Annotated in this window: 20 protein-coding genes and 1 tRNA gene; 13 read left to right on the top strand and 8 right to left on the bottom strand. The window is 47.9% G+C overall.

Annotated elements, in window-relative coordinates:
- The first annotated feature begins 11 nt into the window (after window positions 1–11).
- The 3 genes from guaA to LEUMU_RS0110995 are packed head-to-tail and all read left to right on the top strand — an operon-like array spanning window position 12 to window position 3064.
- Entirely contained in the window at window positions 12–1589 is a 1578-nt protein-coding gene (gene guaA, locus LEUMU_RS0111005) for a glutamine-hydrolyzing GMP synthase (protein WP_022952336.1), read from the top strand.
- Window positions 1586–2071, top strand: a complete 486-nt coding sequence (tadA, locus tag LEUMU_RS0111000; protein WP_022952335.1) for a tRNA adenosine(34) deaminase TadA — start codon at window positions 1586–1588, stop codon at window positions 2069–2071. The genes guaA and tadA overlap by 4 nt, the downstream gene beginning before the upstream one ends.
- 15 nt (window positions 2072–2086) lie before the next feature.
- The gene (locus LEUMU_RS0110995; protein ID WP_022952334.1) at window positions 2087–3064 is read left to right on the top strand and encodes a DMT family transporter; all 978 of its coding nucleotides are present in this window, start codon (window positions 2087–2089) and stop codon (window positions 3062–3064) included.
- A 10-nt stretch (window positions 3065–3074) separates the two neighbouring features.
- Here the strand turns inward: LEUMU_RS0110995 and LEUMU_RS0110990 are convergent, their stop codons facing one another.
- On the bottom strand, window positions 3075–3947 hold the full coding sequence (locus LEUMU_RS0110990; protein WP_022952333.1) for a LysR substrate-binding domain-containing protein: 873 nt from the start codon (window positions 3945–3947) through the stop codon (window positions 3075–3077).
- Between the two features lie 138 nt (window positions 3948–4085).
- Between LEUMU_RS0110990 and LEUMU_RS0110985 the strand changes: the two genes are divergently transcribed.
- Window positions 4086–5501 (top strand): L-serine ammonia-lyase, encoded by a 1416-nt coding sequence (locus LEUMU_RS0110985; protein ID WP_022952332.1) that lies wholly within the window; start codon window positions 4086–4088, stop codon window positions 5499–5501.
- A gap of 116 nt (window positions 5502–5617) precedes the next feature.
- Here LEUMU_RS0110985 and LEUMU_RS0110980 read toward each other — a convergent pair whose 3' ends face one another.
- The 3 genes from LEUMU_RS0110980 to LEUMU_RS0110970 all read right to left on the bottom strand — a co-directional run bounded on the left by LEUMU_RS0110980 (window position 5618) and on the right by LEUMU_RS0110970 (window position 9991).
- Window positions 5618–9070 (bottom strand): acyl-[ACP]--phospholipid O-acyltransferase, encoded by a 3453-nt coding sequence (locus LEUMU_RS0110980; RefSeq protein ID WP_026744677.1) that lies wholly within the window; start codon window positions 9068–9070, stop codon window positions 5618–5620.
- Between the two features lie 137 nt (window positions 9071–9207).
- Window positions 9208–9714 (bottom strand): hypothetical protein, encoded by a 507-nt coding sequence (locus LEUMU_RS0110975; protein WP_022952331.1) that lies wholly within the window; start codon window positions 9712–9714, stop codon window positions 9208–9210.
- Between the two features lie 201 nt (window positions 9715–9915).
- Window positions 9916–9991: transfer RNA gene (locus LEUMU_RS0110970), tRNA-Thr, on the bottom strand.
- 391 nt (window positions 9992–10382) lie between these two features.
- Between LEUMU_RS0110970 and LEUMU_RS0110965 the strand changes: the two genes are divergently transcribed.
- Entirely contained in the window at window positions 10383–11495 is a 1113-nt protein-coding gene (locus tag LEUMU_RS0110965) for an anthranilate phosphoribosyltransferase (protein ID WP_022952330.1), read from the top strand.
- A gap of 126 nt (window positions 11496–11621) precedes the next feature.
- On the opposite strand, the gene LEUMU_RS0110960 is transcribed toward LEUMU_RS0110965, so the two are convergent.
- Window positions 11622–12107 carry a TlpA family protein disulfide reductase gene (locus tag LEUMU_RS0110960; protein ID WP_022952329.1) on the bottom strand — a complete coding sequence of 162 codons (486 nt, stop codon included), beginning with the start codon at window positions 12105–12107 and terminating at the stop codon, window positions 11622–11624.
- 357 nt (window positions 12108–12464) lie between these two features.
- Here LEUMU_RS0110960 and LEUMU_RS25680 point away from each other — a divergent pair, with 357 nt between their 5' ends.
- Window positions 12465–12986, top strand: coding sequence for an META domain-containing protein (locus LEUMU_RS25680; protein ID WP_022952328.1), 522 nt, complete (start codon window positions 12465–12467; stop codon window positions 12984–12986).
- 115 nt (window positions 12987–13101) lie between these two features.
- Entirely contained in the window at window positions 13102–13752 is a 651-nt protein-coding gene (locus tag LEUMU_RS0110950; protein WP_022952327.1) for an HAD family hydrolase, read from the top strand.
- Between the two features lie 80 nt (window positions 13753–13832).
- Here LEUMU_RS0110950 and LEUMU_RS0110945 read toward each other — a convergent pair whose 3' ends face one another.
- The 3 genes from LEUMU_RS0110945 to LEUMU_RS0110935 form a co-directional block, all read right to left on the bottom strand.
- Complete coding sequence (locus LEUMU_RS0110945) at window positions 13833–14483, bottom strand: class I SAM-dependent methyltransferase (protein WP_022952326.1); 651 nt, start codon at window positions 14481–14483, stop codon at window positions 13833–13835.
- A 213-nt stretch (window positions 14484–14696) separates the two neighbouring features.
- Complete coding sequence (locus LEUMU_RS0110940; RefSeq protein ID WP_022952325.1) at window positions 14697–15497, bottom strand: SDR family NAD(P)-dependent oxidoreductase; 801 nt, start codon at window positions 15495–15497, stop codon at window positions 14697–14699.
- A gap of 47 nt (window positions 15498–15544) precedes the next feature.
- Window positions 15545–15847: a DUF1330 domain-containing protein gene (locus tag LEUMU_RS0110935; protein ID WP_022952324.1), complete on the bottom strand. Its 303-nt coding sequence runs from the start codon at window positions 15845–15847 to the stop codon at window positions 15545–15547.
- Window positions 15848–15963: 116 nt separating this feature from the next.
- Between LEUMU_RS0110935 and LEUMU_RS0110930 the strand changes: the two genes are divergently transcribed.
- The 6 genes from LEUMU_RS0110930 to LEUMU_RS0110905 all read left to right on the top strand — a co-directional run bounded on the left by LEUMU_RS0110930 (window position 15964) and on the right by LEUMU_RS0110905 (window position 19242).
- Window positions 15964–16869, top strand: a complete 906-nt coding sequence (locus LEUMU_RS0110930; protein WP_022952323.1) for a LysR family transcriptional regulator — start codon at window positions 15964–15966, stop codon at window positions 16867–16869.
- Window positions 16870–16973: 104 nt separating this feature from the next.
- A complete protein-coding gene (tusD, locus tag LEUMU_RS0110925) occupies window positions 16974–17366 on the top strand; it encodes a sulfurtransferase complex subunit TusD (protein ID WP_022952322.1) in 393 nt (130 codons plus the stop codon).
- Between the two features lie 10 nt (window positions 17367–17376).
- Window positions 17377–17781: a sulfurtransferase complex subunit TusC gene (gene tusC, locus LEUMU_RS0110920; RefSeq protein ID WP_022952321.1), complete on the top strand. Its 405-nt coding sequence runs from the start codon at window positions 17377–17379 to the stop codon at window positions 17779–17781.
- Window positions 17782–17790: 9 nt separating this feature from the next.
- Window positions 17791–18099, top strand: coding sequence for a sulfurtransferase complex subunit TusB (gene tusB, locus LEUMU_RS0110915; protein ID WP_022952320.1), 309 nt, complete (start codon window positions 17791–17793; stop codon window positions 18097–18099).
- A gap of 47 nt (window positions 18100–18146) precedes the next feature.
- Window positions 18147–18479 carry a TusE/DsrC/DsvC family sulfur relay protein gene (locus LEUMU_RS0110910; protein WP_022952319.1) on the top strand — a complete coding sequence of 111 codons (333 nt, stop codon included), beginning with the start codon at window positions 18147–18149 and terminating at the stop codon, window positions 18477–18479.
- A gap of 22 nt (window positions 18480–18501) precedes the next feature.
- The gene (locus LEUMU_RS0110905) at window positions 18502–19242 is read left to right on the top strand and encodes a respiratory nitrate reductase subunit gamma (protein WP_022952318.1); all 741 of its coding nucleotides are present in this window, start codon (window positions 18502–18504) and stop codon (window positions 19240–19242) included.
- Window positions 19243–19244: the final 2 nt, after the last annotated feature.

Below are 19244 nucleotides of genomic sequence, written 5' to 3'. Positions count from 1 at the left end.
AGACCCCGTTAATGTCAAATAATATTCATGATGATCGTATCCTGATTCTGGATTTCGGCTCGCAATACACTCAATTGATTGCGCGTCGGGTTCGTGAAACGGGCGTCTACTCCGAAATCCTGCCGTGGGATATCGATGATCAAAGCATTATCGATTTTAAAGCCAAGGGTGTGATTTTATCCGGTGGCCCTGAGTCGGCCATGCTGGAAGATGCACCGGTTGCGCCGCAGTTGGTGTTTGATTTGGGTGTGCCAGTGCTGGGTATTTGCTACGGCATGCAGACCATGGCGCAGCAGTTAGGCGGCGAAGTGGTTAGCTCCAGCCATCGCGAATTTGGTCATGCCAAAGTCCGTGCGCGCGGCCACACTGAGTTGCTGAAAGATATTTGTGATGTGGTGACTGAAGAAGGTCATGCTTTGCTGGATGTCTGGATGTCGCATGGTGATAAAGTTGAGCGCATGCCAGAAGGTTTCCGCCTGATGGCTAGCTCTCCGAATGCACCGATTGCGGGTATGGCCAACGAAGAGCGTCGTTTTTACGGCATTCAGTTCCATCCTGAAGTCACGCACACCGAGCAGGGTGGCAATATTCTGGCGCGCTTTGTACGTGGCATTTGTGGCTGTGAAGGCTTGTGGAATGCTAAGAATATTATCGCTGACAGCATCGACCGGGTTCGCGCTCAGGTGGGTGAAGATGAGGTGATTCTTGGCTTATCCGGCGGTGTTGATTCGTCAGTCGTGGCGGCTTTATTGCACGAAGCGATTGGTGAGCAACTAACGTGCGTCTTCGTAGATACTGGCTTGCTACGCCTAAATGAAGGCGATCAGGTCATGGCGACTTTTGCCGAGCACATGGGCGTTAAGGTCATTCGTGTTAATGCCGCTGATCGTTATTTTGATGCCTTAGCGGGTGTGACTGACCCTGAAGCCAAGCGTAAGATCATTGGTAACTTGTTCATTGAGATTTTCGATGAAGAGTCTGCCAAATTGAGCAATGCAAAGTGGTTGGCACAAGGCACGATTTATCCTGATGTAATCGAGTCTGCAGGCAGCAAAACCGGCAAAGCGCATGTGATTAAATCACACCACAATGTGGGTGGTTTGCCAGAGAATATGAAGTTGAGCTTGGTTGAGCCATTACGCGAGTTGTTTAAAGACGAAGTTCGCACCATTGGTGTTGAGCTGGGTCTGCCGCGTCAGATGGTTTACCGTCATCCATTCCCTGGGCCTGGTTTAGGTGTGCGGATTTTGGGTGAAGTGAAACGTGAATATGCCGACCTGTTGCGCCTTGCTGATCACATCTTCATGGAAGAGCTTAACCGTCACGACCTGTACGACAAAACTTCGCAAGCGTTTGCGGTATTCCTGCCGGTGAAATCGGTTGGCGTTATGGGTGATGGCCGTCGTTATGACTGGGTAATTGCTTTGCGTGCCGTTGAAACCATTGACTTTATGACTGCTCGCTGGGCGCGTTTGCCTTATGAGTTCCTTGAGCTGATGTCACTGCGCATCATCAATGAAGTCGATGGTATTTCTCGTGTGACTTATGATATTTCCGGCAAGCCGCCGGCGACGATTGAGTGGGAATGATCGAAACAGTCAGCGACGATCAGCTTGCGCAAGATGAGGTTTGGATGCTGCATGCGCAGCGTCTGGCCGATCGCGCGCAAGCTCAGGGAGAAGTCCCGGTCGGCGCGGTGTTGGTAAAAGATAATACGCTCGTTGCTGAGGGTTGGAATCAACCAATTACTCATCATGACCCCAGCGCGCATGCCGAAATAATGGCACTGCGCGCGGCGGGTCAAACATTGCAAAATTACCGCTTGCCCAGTACCACGCTGTATGTCACTTTGGAGCCTTGCACTATGTGCGCAGGTGCCATGTTGCATGCACGGGTCGGGCGGGTTGTATTTGGTGCATTTGATCCTAAAACCGGTGCCGCAGGCAGTGTGTTTAACACCTTGCAGGATGAAAATAACCTGCATACTTTAACCATTAGTGGTGGCGTTTTAGCCGAGCAATGCAGCGAACAATTACGGGCATTTTTCAGAGAGCGTCGTCGTAAAACTTAAATCTACGGGGTTGTCATGTCTCAATCACTGGCCAGCCACTCGGCTGTCAAAGGGCCGCTGCTGGCATTAATTGGTTTTGCTTCGTTCTCCACTCACGATGCCTTATTGAAATCCTTGAGTGATTACTCGGTATTTCAAATCATCTTTTTTGCCATGCTATTTGGCTACGTTCCCTTTTCCATTGTGCGCCTGATGGACCCGAACCCCGGCAGTATCAAAGCGAATAATTTAAAGATGGTGGTGTTGCGAGCCGTGTTGATGGTGAGCAGCCTCTGTTGTGCGTTTATGGCATTTAAGATGCTGCCAATGGTGCAGGTCTACGTCTTGTTGTTTACTGCCCCGTTGTTGATCACAGTGATGGCAATCTACTTTCTTGGCGAGCAGGTGCATATCACTCGTTGGGCGGCCATTTTGATTGGCTTGCTCGGTGTTTTGATTGTGCTGAGGCCTTCGGTTGAAAGCGTTAGCCTTGGGCATCTATTCGGTTTGATTGCCGCATTAAGCAGTGCTGGCGCAGCCATAATCTCGCGTAAAATTGGTAGCACTGAAAGCCCTGCGACCATGATTCTATTCCCGTTATTGGCAAGTATTCTCATCACCGGCTGTATGCTGCCATTTGTGTACAAGCCAATGGAGTTATCTGCGTTGGGGGTTATGTTCCTGATTGGCATCTTCGGTCAGATCGGACAGTTGATGGTATTTCTGGCATACCGGGCAGCCAATGCCGCCTTTATTGCGCCAATGCAATACAGTCAGATTGTCTGGGCGGTGATTTTCGGCGCGCTATTCTTTAATGAGTCCGCGGACCGCTATGTTGTGTTAGGAGCGGCCATTACGATTGCCTCCGGTATTTTGATTGTCTGGCGTGAAGCGATGGTTTCTAAGGTACAAGCCAACCTGCAAACCCGAAATTCTCGTATGGTGAGTGCAGCGCCTGCGCCAATCATTGAAAGCGACAATGCGGAACTTGGGGAGCCTGAACCAGCAAGATAAGTGGGTTTAGCTAAGCGAGGCTGGTTTTAATATATTCCGCTAATACATCAATCGCCTCTCCGGTGCTATCAGCTTGCCGGAGTAGGCTGATTGAAATATCGCCCAGTTCAGGAAATCGCTCAGACTCCCGAACAATATCTAAAGAGGGTGGCACCGTGCTTTTCGCCAGTGCTGTCACTCCAAGCCCTTCGGCAATTGCTGCCTGAATCCCCGTAAGCCCCGGAATGGTGTACACAATGTTCCAAGGCTGGCTAATGCGGCTCAAGCGTTGCAGCATGCGGCGACGGTACAAACAGCCTTCTGGCGCTACCACCAATGGGATGGTGCTGCGCAAATGGCTTTCTTTGTTCTTATTGGTCACCCAGACCAAGCTATCGACTTTCACAAAGCTCGTGTGTTGAGTGGCAGGGATTGTGTTATCACTCAACACTAGTAATAAGTCGAATTTCTTAGCCATAAATTGCGGCATCAACACATTGCTCAGATCGCAAGTGACCTCCAGTCGCACCCCCGGATAAATCTGTGCAAAGCGCCCAATAATGCGAGGTAGTAAGGTCGAGGCAAACTCATTGGGAATACCTAAATGAATGCTGTCGCGCATGGTTGGCGCGGCAAAATAATTCATTGCCTCATCGTTTAACATCAAAATGCGCTGCGCATAATCAAACAGCACTTGCCCAGAGACGGTTAACTCAAAGCGCTGCCCCGCGGTACGCTTAAATAAGTGCTCATTAACCAGTGTTTCCAGTCGCTGAATTTGCAGGCTGATCGCAGGCTGAGACCGTCCCAATAACTCACCCGCCCGACTCATGCTGGCAAGTTCGGTGACAGTCGTAAACGTGCGTAATAAATCAATGGATAGGTTTTTATAGCGAACACTCATGGCGGTGCACTCAGATTCATTTATAAAATTAATAATTCTATTTTAACTATTCATTTAACAAATTCTATAGACGGGCATAAGATCGAGTGAATTAATCCTTACAAAATGCCAGTTAATTGCAAGTTTCAGGAAATCCCAATGTCTATTAGTGTTTTTGATTTATTCTCCATCGGAATCGGTCCTTCCAGTTCCCACACTGTTGGACCGATGCGCGCGGCGCAGTATTTTACCCAAGCCTTGATCGATGCTGATTTACTGCCAAAAGTGACTCGGGTGAAGTCCGAGTTATTTGGCTCGCTGGGAGCCACCGGTAAGGGCCATGGCTCGATTAAAGCCGTGCTCTTGGGCTTGGAGGGTGAGTCTCCAGAAAGTGTTGATATTGAAAGTATGCCCCAGCGGCTGGCTGATATGCGTGAGCATAAAACCCTGAACCTAGCCGGAAAGCAACAAGTTGGTTTTGATGAAGAGACTGACTTGATTATGCATCGCAAAAAGAGTCTGCCATTTCACCCGAACGGCCTGTGTTTTGAAGCCTTTGATGCGGCGGGGGATAGCGTGCTAAAGCGCTGTTATTACTCAGTCGGCGGCGGCTTTATTGTCGATCAGGATGCCGCAGGCAGTGCGCATATCATTGAAAACCCAACCGTCGTGTCGTACCCATTTACCAGTGGTGAAATGCTGCTGGAGATCTGCGAAGCCAATAATATGAACATCAGCGATGTCATGATGGCAAATGAGTGTGTTACGCGTACTGAGGCGGAAGTGCGCGAAGGGCTATTATCAATTTGGCAAGTGATGCAGGATTGCGTAGTAGCTGGTTGTAAAAACGATGGTATTTTGCCGGGTGGCTTAAAGGTTAAACGTCGTGCGGCGGCTCTGTACAAGCAACTGCAAGATCGTCGTGAACGAGTAATGATTGATCCGTTGGCCGCCACCGACTGGGTGACCTTATACGCACTGGCAGTGAATGAGGAAAATGCGGCCGGTGGTCGTGTGGTGACGGCACCAACCAATGGCGCGGCAGGCATTATTCCAGCGGTATTACATTACTATACGCGTTTCCATATGGATCATAATAATCCGGGCTGGAGTGACGACAAAGTGGTTCGCTTCCTGCTAACGGCGGGTGCGATCGGTATTTTGTTTAAGATCAATGCCTCGATTAGTGGCGCGGAAGTCGGTTGTCAGGGCGAGGTTGGTTCAGCTTGTTCAATGGCAGCAGGTGCACTGACCGAAGTGCTAGGTGGTACGCCGGCACAAGTTGAGAATGCCGCTGAGATTGGTATGGAGCATAATCTGGGGCTCACCTGTGATCCGATTGGTGGCTTGGTGCAAGTACCTTGCATTGAGCGCAATGCCATGGCCTCAATGAAAGCAATTACCGCCTCAAGAATGGCTCTACGCGGCGATGGCACGCACTTTGTCTCACTGGATAAAGTCATCAAGACGATGCGTGATACTGGCCGGGATATGCGGAATAAATACAAAGAAACCGCTCGCGGTGGTCTAGCGATCAATGTGCTGGAGTTGCCAGTAAACATCACTGAGTGTTAATGGTTTGATCTAAACAAAAAGCCCGCATAGATTGTTAGTCTGTGCGGGCTTTGTTGTGCCTAAGTGAGCTGTCGCCAGCGATCTACCTGTTTTTGATCAGCTGGGTTAGTTCGCGACTAATTACCAGCCGCCAATTGCTTGGCTTGCGAAAAGTCCACTTTGCCCGAACCTAGTAATGGCAGTTTCTCAACTTGCATCACCGCTGCGGGTATCAACAATGGATTGATTTCTGCCGCTAGCATGGCTTGCCGTAACTCCTGCAAAGCAATATCGCCACTAGTGATCAGGATGACTCTTTCGCCTTTCTTCTCATCTGGAATATTAACCGCAACAATCCCAATATCAGCATCATTCAAGCTGGTGCGTACCGCGCTTTCTATCGCAGTCAAACTAATCATTTCACCGCCGAGTTTGGCAAAGCGCGAATAGCGGTTGACAATCACTAAGAAGCCGTCTTCATCTAAATGGCCCTTATCACCGCTGACATACCAGCGAATGCCATCACGCTCGATAATGGTCTTCTCGGTGCGCTCAGGGTCGTTTAAGTAGCCCTGCATGACTTGCGGGCCACCAATCAGAATCATGCCATCATCACCGCCGGGTAATTCTTCAAAGGATACGGGATCAACGATTTTAAAGCTGGAACCCGGTAGTGGCATGCCGACGGTGCCTTGCTTGCCGCCTACTTGAACTTTCCAGTAACTGGTATCCAGCACGTCGGGCAAATTAACGCTGGCCACGGGTGAGGTTTCAGTCGTGCCATAGCCTTCGTAAATATCCCGTGAATATTTCAGTTTAAAGGCATCGCGTACATCCGGATTAAGCTTTTCAGCGCCTGAGACCGCAATCCGTAAACTATTAAACATTAGCGGATTAATCTTCCGGTCACGAGTGTAGAGGCGGAAGAAGGTTGAGGTGCCAAACAAAATCGTGGCGCGGTATTTAGCGACAGCTTTAGCCACACCTAAGCCATCCGTTGGGTCGGCATGGCAGATCATAGGTAAGCCTTCAATCAATGGCAAAAACTGCGTGGCGGTCAAACCAAAGGCATGGAATAAGGGCAGAGAAGCCATTACCACATCATCGCCTTCTGCATTCAGAATCTGACTAATTTGTTTTAGATTCGCCATAATATTCTGATGGCTAAGCACGACGCCTTTCGGATCACCTTCGCTGCCACTGGAGAATAAAATAGCGGCATTAGCCTGTGCATCATAACTGCGGCTGTAGATTGCTTTTAGTGCGGAAGCTGGTAGCAATTTAATGCTAGCGAGAATGGTGAACATTTCCAGTTTTGAAATGGATTCACGGAGCGTTTCCAGCTCGACCACAGTGACCTTGGAAAGTGGCTCGGAAAGATCAATTCCGCGCTGCTGCAACTTCTTTAAAAAGCGTGATGATGTATACACCGTGTTAATTTCGGCCTGCTGCAAGGCACGGCTAAAGGCATGAGTGCTGGCGGTGTAATTAAGATTAACCAGCGTTTTACCGCTGAGTAATCCCGCCATATTGGCAATCACGCCACCGCTACTAGTGGGGAGTAATAAGCCGATATTTTGCTCAGGACTGATATTATTAATGCGTCGTGAAAAAGCAATGGCGCCTGTCAGTGCGCGACGCGCAGAAAGTGGCTCACTCAGCGTATCGGCCAAGGCCATTTCAGAATCAATCTGCTTAACGCTATCAATCCAGGCATTAGGCAGGGTTTGCAGCTCTGTGCTAAAGCGCTGCCAAGCAATAATCGAGAGATCAAATACGCGTCGTTTAAGTACGGTGGCTTCGGTGGTTTTATCGATCGGTACGCCAAAGGTAACCAGTAACTCACGGCGGCGCTGTGTTTTTGGCGCGTGTTTGAGGCGTTCAGATGAGCGAGAAAATTGACTGCCCCATAGTCCATGCAGATAGAACGGTACAATCACTACATCATCGTGTGCCATGGCGGCAGATTTTTCATAGCCACGTTTGAAGATACCTAAGTGTCCGGTGCGGCTGATGGTGCCTTCTGGAAATAGGCAGACGACTTCGCCATCATCCAATAAGTCAGCGACGGCTTTAAGCGACTCAGTACTGCCAGGGCCGGACTCAATCGGAATGGACCCGAACAGCTTGAAGAACCAGCTCAGGTACCAACGCTCGTAAATATTACGCAGCATTACGAAGCGTACCGGACGTGGAGAGGCGAGTTGTACAATCGCCCAGTCAATCCAGCTGATATGATTTCCAAGCAGCAACACGCCGCCGTTGGGTGGAATATTTTTCATGCCTTCAACATTCACCTTGTATTTCAGGTTCATGAGGTAAGACAGAATAAAGCGCACCAAGCTTTGTGGTAGTTGGTAAACGGTGTAGCCAAAACCAATGACCGCGACTACTGCAATCAAAAACAGTAAATGTAAGCTGTCGATGCCAATGACCGCAAACATCACGGTAATCACCAAGAATTTGAGCATGGCAATGTTCTGGATCAGGTTATTAGCCGCCAGTACTTTACCCAGCTCATGCTCGCCCGCATGGTATTGGATTAATGAATTGAGGGGCACTATAAACAGGCCGCCCATTAGTCCAATAAACATAAAGTCGAGCGCCATGAGGGCTTGATTGCTGAGGCTTGGCAGTACAAATAAACCAATCGCCACACCTGCGGCACCAATGGGTACTAATCCAGTTTCGATATAATTACGCGAGAAGCGAGCTGCAATCACTGAGCCAAGCGCAATACCAATTCCGGATGACGCCAAGATCGCTTGGATAATAATGGTATTGGTTTCGCCGGTTTGCGCTTTGGCAAAGGCGGGAAAGGCCGCCAGCATGACTTGTCCGATAGACCAGAATACAGCCAAGCCGACAATCGACAGAAAAATAACCTTGTTTTGGATAATGGGTTTCAGGTTACCGGTGGTCAGTGCACCACGTTTTAGTGCCTGAAAGTCAAAGCGCTCATCAACGGGTGCGGTTTCCAGTTGCGGCAAGCGATACATCATAATCAGTTCCAGCACGCTGCTGATGATCAGAATGAAACCTAGTGGAACCAAGTTAAGTAAGATGTCACTTTTTTCGGTCGCGTCTTGTGGGTACTTAAGCTCAAACAATACCGAGAAGATTAGCGTGCCAGCCAGAATGCCGATAATCGAAATCGCTTGGACTAAGCCATTACCTTCTGCCAGATGCTCTTTGCCGAAGAGTGATTTGATATAGCCATACTTAGCAGGCGAGTAAATGGCAGATTGCACGGCCAGTAAAAAGGTCATCCCAAATGCCAGCCAGAACCAGCCCATGGCATAGCTGAGCGTAATGGCAACGGTTAGGCCGACAGCCGCCCAGGCCGCTAAGCGCATGACGCTATTTTTGGGGTATTTATCGGAGAGATAGCCCGCCGCGCCAAACATCAAAATAAAGGGAAGCAGGATTAAGCCGTTAACGATTGCAGTCAGGTAAATCTGCTCGCTGCCATCGTAGACTTTAAAAATGGTGTTCTGAATGACGATTTTGTGACCGAGATCGACCACTGTGTTGAGAAACACGGCCATTAGAAAGGGCAGTGCGCCCGCAATTCTGAAGAGTTTTCCCATTATTAATTCCTATTATTGTAATGCGTCATCAGTGAATGAAGCATGTTACGTCAGGAGTGGCATGGGTTCAAAGAGAATGCGACCTTGGGTAATCGCAGATGGATTAGCCCAAGGTCGATGAAGCAGATCAGCGCAGCTTATTTAGCCGGTGCAGGCACTCGATCGCAGATTGTTTTCACATTCTTAGACCATTGCTGTGACATGGTGCGGTTCTTAGCAAACATCGTATCCATTTGCTTAATGATCTGGTTGCCTTTGTCGGCAGCTTGTTTCATTTGCTGTTCAACAGTCGCGCGCTGAACAAAGCCACGTAGGGCTGTCAGTTGATTGTCGTACTGTTTTACGTTGTTGATTGTGCTTCTGACTAAAGAGTAAGAGCGAGTCGCACGATCCAATAGGGCAACGACACATTGCTTTTCTGGTTGTGTCAGTGTGTTGTCGTGTTGCTTCTTCTGAAGCGCCGCTCGGGACTTTTGCAGCTTCTGTTCGTTTTGCTGCATGGCTTGAACGGATTTTTTGAAGTCCTGTGAAACAGAGTTTAGTGTTTTGTAAAAAGCTTGTTTCGCAGGATTTAGATCTGCCGCTGCAAAAGCGTTGACGCTGATTACCGCACTTAGTAATACGGTGGATAATTGTTTTAACATAGAAAACGTCCTGTAGGGTTTTAATCCTGTTGAAGATAATTAAGCAGGTAGTTAGTTTCCGGATTTCGTCAGTAGTTCAATAGGGGGGAGAATTTATTGCCAGCCGGAGGTGTTGCGGGGATTACTGTACACGTTTTTTAAGATATAGAAAACAGGCATAAAAAAAGGCCATAATGTAAACATTATGACCTTTTGATATCTTGGTGCCGCAACCACGAATCGAACGCGGGACCTACTGATTACAAGTCAGTTGCTCTACCAACTGAGCTATTGCGGCGAAGAAGCTGCGCATTTTATAGATCACTCTATAGTCCTGCAAGCCTTTTTTACGGGTTTTTATTATTTTTTGTTATCCCGTCATCCAACTTTAAATCAACATCGACGTATATTATTGTTTTTATTCGTTATTCTTATTATTCTTGTCGTCGTGTTGTTAGCCCCTGGAAGCTGTCGGCCATTCTACAGTTGGGCGATGAATGGTTACTGAACTAAGATTAATCAATTTAAAAAGTGTATGACTAGCGATAAATTTCAGTGCTGACAGGGTGAGTTAGCGTATAGCTGCCGGTGGTTGTGTTTGCAATTTTAAGGCCGCACAATAAACTCAGCCCATGAAGATTTCTTCTGTGATAACGAACGACTCCTAAACTCCTGCAATCGGTAAATCTATGAATGACTTTAATCCTCAGCTGCACCTGCGCCAATGTATTCAGAAAGTAGCGACGGGTCCGGACTACAGTAAAGACTTATCGTTTGAAGACGCTCGCGATGCGATGCGCGCCATACTGTTACCTGAAACCGACCCGGTACAAACATCCATATTCTTTATCGCCTTGCGTATGAAGCGTGAAACTGATGAAGAGAACCGTGGAATATTGCAGGCCTTAATTGAAGGTTCGCAGCATGCGACGGCTGAGGTGGATGAGTTGGTTGATCTTTCCGATCCTTATGATGGCTATGCACGGGGCGTGCCTGCCTCGCCATTTTTACCGGCTGTGTTAGCTGCTTTAGGCGTTAATGCGGTATCGCATGGATTGGAAGTGGTAGGCCCTAAGTTTGGTGCGACTCATCATCGGGTACTACGTGCGGCAGGTCTGGATGTGAATTTAAGTGTTGAAGCGGCCGCTAAGCAAATCACTGATATCGGCTGGGCCTATGTTGACCAGCAGCAGTTCGCGCCAGCACTTCATGCGCTGATGCCATTACGTAAGCGCATGGTGAAGCGTCAGGTACTCAATACCGTAGAGTCTCTGTTAGGGCCAATCCGCGCGCGTCACAAGACGCATTTTATGAGTGGTTATGTGCATAAAGCCTATCCGCCAATCTATGCGGCTTTGGCGCGTCAGGCAGGATTTGACTCGGCAATGTTTATGCGTGGTGTGGAGGGTGGCACGATTCCATCACTGCAACAGACTGGGCGGCTATTCTCTTATCATGGAGAGGGTGAATTAGAGCAGCGGGATTTATCACCTGATGAGGTATCAACTCAGGCGACTTCGCGAGCCGTGCCACTGCCTGCGGATCTACCGGAGCCTCCGGTTGAAGAGGGGGTTATGTTATCGGTTGATGGCAATGCGCTAGCAGCAGCCTCAGCAAACCAAGGGCTGGCGGCTTTGGGTGGAGAGCAGGGGATGATGTATGATTCGCTGGTTTATGCTGGGGCAATAGCGCTGACGCATTTACAGCGTTTTAAGACAATGTCTGAGGCCGCAGAGGCGGTGCGTGGCGTGTTGGATAGTGGTGCGGCGTTAGAGCGATTTAAGGCGGCAGCGAAGGCCTGAACTGTTCAAAGACAATAGACATTACAGGCGATAATTATTCAATCCACTAGAGTGTTTGGTGCGTATAACAAAAAACCGGCTAAAAAGCCGGTTTTTATATTCTAATCTACTATAATTTGGTGAACTTTACAGCGAGCCTTGCTGACTAATGTACTGTCTGAGTTCACGAGGCTTTACATCGCCGGTTTGCATCGCTTTAAGCTTGCCATCCGGAGAGTAAATCATATAAGTCGGGTAGCCTTTAATACTCTTTCTTGTACTTTTACTCAGGTAGCGATTGAAGTCGCTGCGGTTAGAGACTAAATTTTTGAAATGAACATTGAAGCGGCTTAGCGAGTTCTTGGCGACGTTGGTGTCACCGTCAAGCGATACGCCGATAATGTTAGTGTTTGGAATGCTGTAGCGAGCTGAGTCGGTTTCAGGCATGGTCTTCATGCAAATACCGCAGTCAGAGCGCCACACTTTAACAACGATCCATTTCCCTTTGCCAACCAGGTTTTGTAGTTCGCTTGGATTGCCATACAGGTCAGACATGGCAAATACGGAAGTGCTGAGCATCATAAAGACGAGCGCACAGGCATTCGCCATCAGCGCGAGGGGTTTGAGGTTCATAGAATGTACTCCGGGGAATCAATAATAAGTTTTTACTGCAAATTCTTTTCATTTTTATTGTTGTTATCATCGAACACTTTTGGGGGCGATTGGAGCCCTTCTCTAAAGTGTTGGGGATTTTTAACACAGCACTAAGCTTTATGCAATAGCATACAAGCCAACCGAAGATGGATTTACGACACACGGAAGGTGTTGTTTTTTCTTATTAAATTCAATGATGATGTTCATAAAATGAATATGATCGAATTTTTGTCAGAATGGCAATCTTTTTTCCTATATGATATGTAATTGTGGTATATAAGACACAGGCATTGTTTTGTTTTAGTCTAAAAGGATGAATAATCAGGGAGGTCCTTTGTGAGAACCAACGGAAGAAGTTCGACACTAAATTTTTGCTTAATTAGCGCATTTTCTGCGACTATTTTTGCTTCACCAGTGATTGCAGCAGATTTAGATGAGCCGGAAGGTATCACTAGTCGTGCGACGCAATCGTGCCCTTTGAATAGTGGTGGTCCATCATTATTAGGTACTAAATGGCGTGTATCGTCGACTTATGGAAATCCAGTTCCTGCAGTCGTTGATATGAGTATGACGGTTAATCTTGACACTATGACTGGCGATACTGGCTGTAATAAGTATGCCGCTAAGTTTAAGCAGGTTGGTTACACCGGTTTTACCATTACTCAAATGGATCGTACGCGTACACCTTGTCCTTTAGTGAGTCAGGGAGAGGGTAAGCCTACCGTTCACCTTGGTAACCTTGAAGGTGCTTACCTACGTATCATGCGCCGCATGGGTAGTGTGCAGCAGATGGATGACGGCAAGTTGGTATTCTACGATAGAAACGGAAAAGAAGGTCTGGTCATGACTAAGGAGTAATTTCCTTTTGTATTGACTACCGAAGTGCCCGACTTGTTCGGGCATTTTTTGTTTTTGATTTAGCGAATGCTTAGGTAGAGTGAGTATAACTAACGAAGCAAATATTGGAAATACGATGACATTGAAAGCCATTTTATGGGATATGGACGGCACCTTGATCGATAGTGAGCCTGCTCACGAACAAGCCTTTGATGAGTCCATGGCCTCACTCGGTGTGACGGTTCCGCCGGGTACTCATGATGCTTTGCTCGGCTCAAGCTTTGTCGAAGTACACCAAGCGGTGGTGAGGGTTACCGGATTGGATTTAACACTTGATGAGTGGAAGCAGCTTAAATGGAAATATTATCAGGCTTGCTCGGCCGGTATTAAGCCGCTGAAAAACAGTCAGGCCATTTTGGATGCGTTTACTGCCAAAGGTGTGCCAATGGCGCTGGTGTCTAATTCCAGCCGTGATGAAGTGAATTTAAATCTGGAAGTGACACAGCTGGCGGACTATTTTCAAATCACAGTAAGTCGTAATGATGTTGAGCAGGGTAAGCCCGCTCCCGACTGCTATTTGGCTGCAGCCAAAGCTCTCTCACTAGCTGCTAATGAGTGCTTGGTTATTGAGGATAGTGTGACCGGCGCTAAGGCCGGTTTAGCCGCAGGGATGATGACGTTATTTCATCCAGAAACAGAAGCGCTTGTTGAGCATTGCCCTGAAGGTGCTATATTGCAACTACCCGATGGCGACTTGGGAGCATGGCTGGAAGAGGCCTTTGCTTAGCAGCTGGTTGGTATTTAGCTGCTGAGTGTTTAGTTGCTTAGTTTTCAGTTTAGCTGGTTAGGAATATAGCCAGCTAAATCTCAGCGTACAAACTTCAGAATATGACCCTTAAAGGCTTTGCTAAGGTATTCGGTATGATCTGGCTTTAATTGAGAAGCAGTAAAGCCAAAAGCTGTCATTAGGGTACTCAGCTTGTTTTTTCTACCACGGCCGGGATCGACCAATATCACTTCACAACTAGGATTGGCATGGTTATGAATAAACTCTGCCAATAACTCAATATGCTCATCTTCATACAGCAAGTCGCTTCCAATAATGAGATCAAATAATCCAAGCTTATCGCTTTTAGCGGCCCAATCTGCCATCTCGAAAGCAATATTCCGATCATGATTTAATAGCGTATTGCGCTCTAAAAAGGCCTGCGCTTCTGGATGATAATCGGTTGCGGTAATGTCGGCCATTTTTTTGTTAAGTAACAAGCTAGAAAGCGCCATGCCACAGCCAACTTCCAAAATTCGCTTAGAGCTGGTGTCATAATCAAGCATGTGATGAGCGAGTACCAAGCCGGATGGCCAAACCACGCCAAATAGCGGCCAGCTAGCGGAGGAGATTCCCAGCTTTTCGGCAACGCCTTCAGGGTCATGAAATTCCTGATTATTGCGTAGGGTACACAAGTGGATGTCAATCTTACCAAACTCGACCGTTTGGTAGCTTAAACGTAACGTGGTCATAGAGCTGCCTCAATCATTGAGCGCTCAGCCAGCTTATCGGTGATAAATGACGAAACGATTTTAGACTTCCAGAATATACCTTTTGGGTTTAAAGGCAATGTATTTCAGTAGACGCCTTATTCATTCAGGTTGCTTTATTTCGCTGTCAATGTCGTGCAGGCTTAATGCTGGAGCCTAGCTTCAAGGCCCCAGTAAAAAAGACGCTAAAGGCGTTTAAAGCTCGGCTAAAACCGCTTCCATCACCTGTATTAACTCAGCTGACTTTTGAGCATTAAATGCATCAGGATGTGGGGCTGCAAATTTACGGGCATCATTGTCAAAATACTTGCCGGTAGCATCTGCAAACTCATCCGATAGCGCAGCGCGTATTAGGATATCCGCACCAATACTTAGATCGCCACCATCAACGCCAAAGCCTTCTTTCACCATTTTACTACCCAGCATGGACGCAGGGTTTACCGCCACAATCACCAGCGTATCGCCTAGCTCAAGCGCCATGTGGTGAGACCAGCTGGTAATCGCCAATTTGCTTTGCGCATAAGCTTCCATTGGTTCCAGCTTTGCTTTGCCGCGCAGTGCGTCAAGGTTCACCGGCGCTTGAGCGGCAGAGGATAAATTCACCACGCGTGACTCAGCATTCATTAGCGTTAATAGGCGTCGCGTCAGCACGTAAGGTGCCAGTGTGTTAACCACAAAGCGCGTATCCAAGCCAGCGGCTGTGGTAGGGCTATTAGTTTTAAATATACCGGCGTTATTAATCAGAATATCCAATGAGCTGTGCTGAGCGGCTACGGCTTTAGCCAGTGCTTCAACTTGCTGAATATCTGAAAGGTCGGCGATATAGCTTTCAATGCTGCCAGTGGTGACTAGCTTTGAAAGGCTGTCGACCACGGCCTCTAGCTTTGCAGGGCTACGTCCATGCAGTAATACATGATGGCCTTGTTCAACCAATATCTTGGCCGTTACCAGACCGATACCGTCGGTTGCGCCAGTGATTAGAATGGTTTTTTGCATGAGTGTTTTTCCTTATTCAACGGTTGCTTCAATAGAGCGATTGGGTATCAACTTAGTGCGTCAGCGCCTTCAATCAAAAAATGCTGACTAATAGAGCCTGCGGTACGGCCTTCAAGTAATGGTTGATATTCTGGGTCGCTCATAAAGGCAAGTGCCGCTTCTTTTGAGGGCCACTCAATAATAATACGTAAGGCCGCTGGTGCATCGGCACCTTCAAGTTGCTGGTGATTTGGCGTGCGCGCAATGTATTTACCACCGTGGCGACTAACGATCTCGCCAGCTGAGGCGGTGTAAACCGGAATCCAATCTTCAGCGGTAGGGGTAACAGCTAATACAGAGTAAAAAGTCATGGTGGGATTCCTCAAAAGGGATTAGTGGGTCAGTGGTTTGTATTGTAATTGTCATTTTAAATATTGATAATACATCTCAATAAATAATTACTTTATAGTTTTTTTTGAAAATCAATATGAATATAGACCACCTTAAGCTCTTTATGCGCTTAGCCTCCACGCATAATATTAGCCAAGCAGGCCATGAGCTGGGTATATCACCGGCGGTGGCTAGCTCACATATCAATAAGTTGGAAGAGGGCTTAGGGGTGCGCTTAGTGCACCGGACTACGCGCAAGGTCTCGCTAACCGAAGAGGGGTTGGCATTTTTACCGCATGTCGAAGATGTGCTGGCGAGTGTGGATGCAGCGCGTGCCTCCGTGGGGGCAGGCGATGCGGTACCCAGTGGTACTTTACGAGTGACGGCATCCTCCTCATTTGGGCGTATGCACATGGTGCCGGCATTGAAAGGGTTTTTAGCGCGCTATCCTGAGTTGACGGTCGACTTTCGCCTGACTGATAGTATTGTGGACTTGGTGGAAGGTGGCTTTGATATCGCCATTCGGAATTCCGACCTTAAAGATTCCACCTTGATTGCCCGCAAGTTGGCCTCCGATGAGCGTATTATCTGTGCGTCACCTGAATACTTGGAAAAGTATGGTGAACCCACGTCGCCTAAGGAATTACTACAACATCAGTGTATCCATTTGATTGGATTGGAGACTCTGGTATTTAATACGCCCGATGGGCCACTGAGTGTTAAAAGCAAAGGGCATTTTAAAACCGATCATGGTGAGTCGGTGCGTGATGCTTGCGTGGATGGCTTGGGGATTGCCATGGGCGCGCGCTGGAGTGTGTATAAACATTTGGAGCGTGGTGAGTTGGTGCAGATCCTGAAGGATTATCCTCTGCTTGAAGAGACAGCGATTTGGGCGGTGTACCCAAGTTCGCGCTTATTAGCACCAAAAGTAAGGGCATTTATCGATTACTTCGTGGCTTACTATGGCGAGACGCCGTATTGGGATGTTGCCGCTAAACGCTAATTCAACGGCGGCATTTACAAAATTTCCGATTGATCACTGGCGCGCTGCGATAAATCGCTTAAACTCCGCATCGCCTATTCGTTTCTGAGCAAGAGAGTTGTCGGATGAAATACACATTAATGATTAATGAAGGGCCGTATCAGCATCAATCGTCTGATACGGCGCTACAGTTTGCGCGGGCGGCTTTGGCCAAAGGGCATGAGATTTTTCGGGTATTCTTTTATCACGATGGAGTGAATAACGGCACGCGGCTAAGTGTGCCGCCTCGCGATGATCGACAAGTGCAGCAAGCATGGTCTGATCTGGCGAAAGAGCATAATTTGGATTTAGTGATTTGTATTGCCGCAGCGCAGCGCCGTGGCTTAATGGATGCTGCAGAATCCAAGCGCCAAGGTTTGGATGGCGACAATATCCTTGAAGGTTTCCGTATTTCAGGGCTGGGGCAGCTGATTGAAGGCGGTATTCAGTCTGATCGAACCCTCGTGTTTGGCGACTAAGGAGCGCGAAATGGCCACTAAGAAATTTATGTTTGTAAATCGCAAAGCGCCTTATGGCTCAGCCTATGCTCTGGAATCACTGGAAGTGGTGTTGATTTCAGCGGCGTTTGATCAGGATGTAGCATTGGCCTTTATTGATGATGGGGTGTATCAGCTCACTAAAGGGCAAGACACCTCTGGGATTGGTCAAAAAAACTTCTCGGCCGCGTACAAAGCCTTGGGCGATTACGATATCAAGAAGCTGTATGTGGAGCGTGAATCGTTGGTAGGGCGTGGCTTGAGCGCTGATGACCTCATGCCGCTGACTTGGGAAGATGAGGATGATGACTACGCAGAAAAGCCATCAGTATTTGTCATCGACCGCGCTGAAATGGCGGGGATTATGGCTGAGCAAGAAGTCGTGATTAGTTTCTAGGGGGTAGCGATGAGCATGTTACACATTGTAAATAAGTCACCATTTGAACGAGTTGCCTTCGAGTCTTGTCTACAGCATGCATTGCCGGGTGATGCGGTTCTGATGATTGAAGATGCGGCGGTAGGAGCGATTCAAAATACGCGCTTTGCAGAGCAGATAATCGCTGCCTTGAAGGATAAGTCGGTGTATGTATTATCCGGTGATTTAGCGGCCCGCGGGCTAAGTCAGGATCGTATTATTCCGGGGGTTAGGCTGGTGGATTATGCGGGCTTTGTTGACCTAACCGTAGAACATGATAAAACACAAAGCTGGCTATAAAAGCCGGTCACTTTAAATGTTAGTTTGAGATAAGAAGGAGAGCGCTAATGGCACTCGAAATAAATGGCTCGGTGATTGAGCAGGATGAAGAAGGCTACCTAATGGACCTGGAAAGCTGGACCCCAGAGATTGCAACCATACTGGCGGGCGAAGATGATATGACGCTGACAGAAGAGCACTGGGATATCATTAATTTCTTGCGCGAGTACTATGAAGAATACCAAATCGCACCAGCGGTTCGGGTACTTACTAAGTCAGTGGGCAAGCGTTTAGGCAAAGAAAAAGGTAACTCCAAGTATTTGTATTCGCTGTTCCCTTATGGCCCGGGTAAGCAAGCCTGTAAATATGCTGGTCTGCCAAAGCCAACGGGCTGCGTTTAAGTGATTACAGGGATTATTTAGCGTGTTTTTGGGGATTGTATTTGGCCTCTTGTTTTGGGCAGCCACACTGATTTTAGTGATCGGTGTTGCCCGTAAGCTGCACCTGTACTGGAATATCCCCGCACCGCTAAAAATCCCAACTATGCCAGCACCAACTACCCAGCGTGGCGTAGTCTGGCGGATGGCACGGGAAGTATTGTTGTTTCAGAGCCTGTTTCGTGCTGACAAATTATTGTGGGCGATCAGTATGGTGTTTCACTATTCGCTATTGCTGGTTGTGCTGCGCCACCTGCGTTATTTTTTAGACCCTGTATGGAGCGTGATTGCCTTTATCCAGCCATTTGGTTTATATGCAGGCTTTGGTTTGATGCTGGGTTTATTGGGATTACTGGCGCGTCGAATTTGGGTTGATCGGGTGCGCTATATCTCTGCGCCATCGGATTTTTTGATGTTGGTATTGCTGCTAGTGATTGGTGGCAGCGGCTTGATGATGAAATATGTCAATCCAACCGATATCGTGATGGTGAAGGTGTTTTTTCAGGGACTGAAGTATTTTAGCTGGCAACCATTACCGGCTGATTTCACGTTATTGCTGCACCTAAGTGCGGTGGTTTTGCTGATGATTGTCTTCCCGATTAGTAAGTTGTTGCATGCGCCGGGCGTGTTCTTTAGCCCAACTCGTAATCAAGTGGATAATTCTCGTGAGCAGCGGCATATCGCGCCATGGGCAGCTGAGCTGGAAAACAATGATCGGGTTGATTAGTG

Source organism: Leucothrix mucor DSM 2157 (assembly GCF_000419525.1).
GTDB lineage: Bacteria > Pseudomonadota > Gammaproteobacteria > Thiotrichales > Thiotrichaceae > Leucothrix > Leucothrix mucor.
This window is presented reverse-complemented; position numbering and strand designations above follow the sequence as displayed.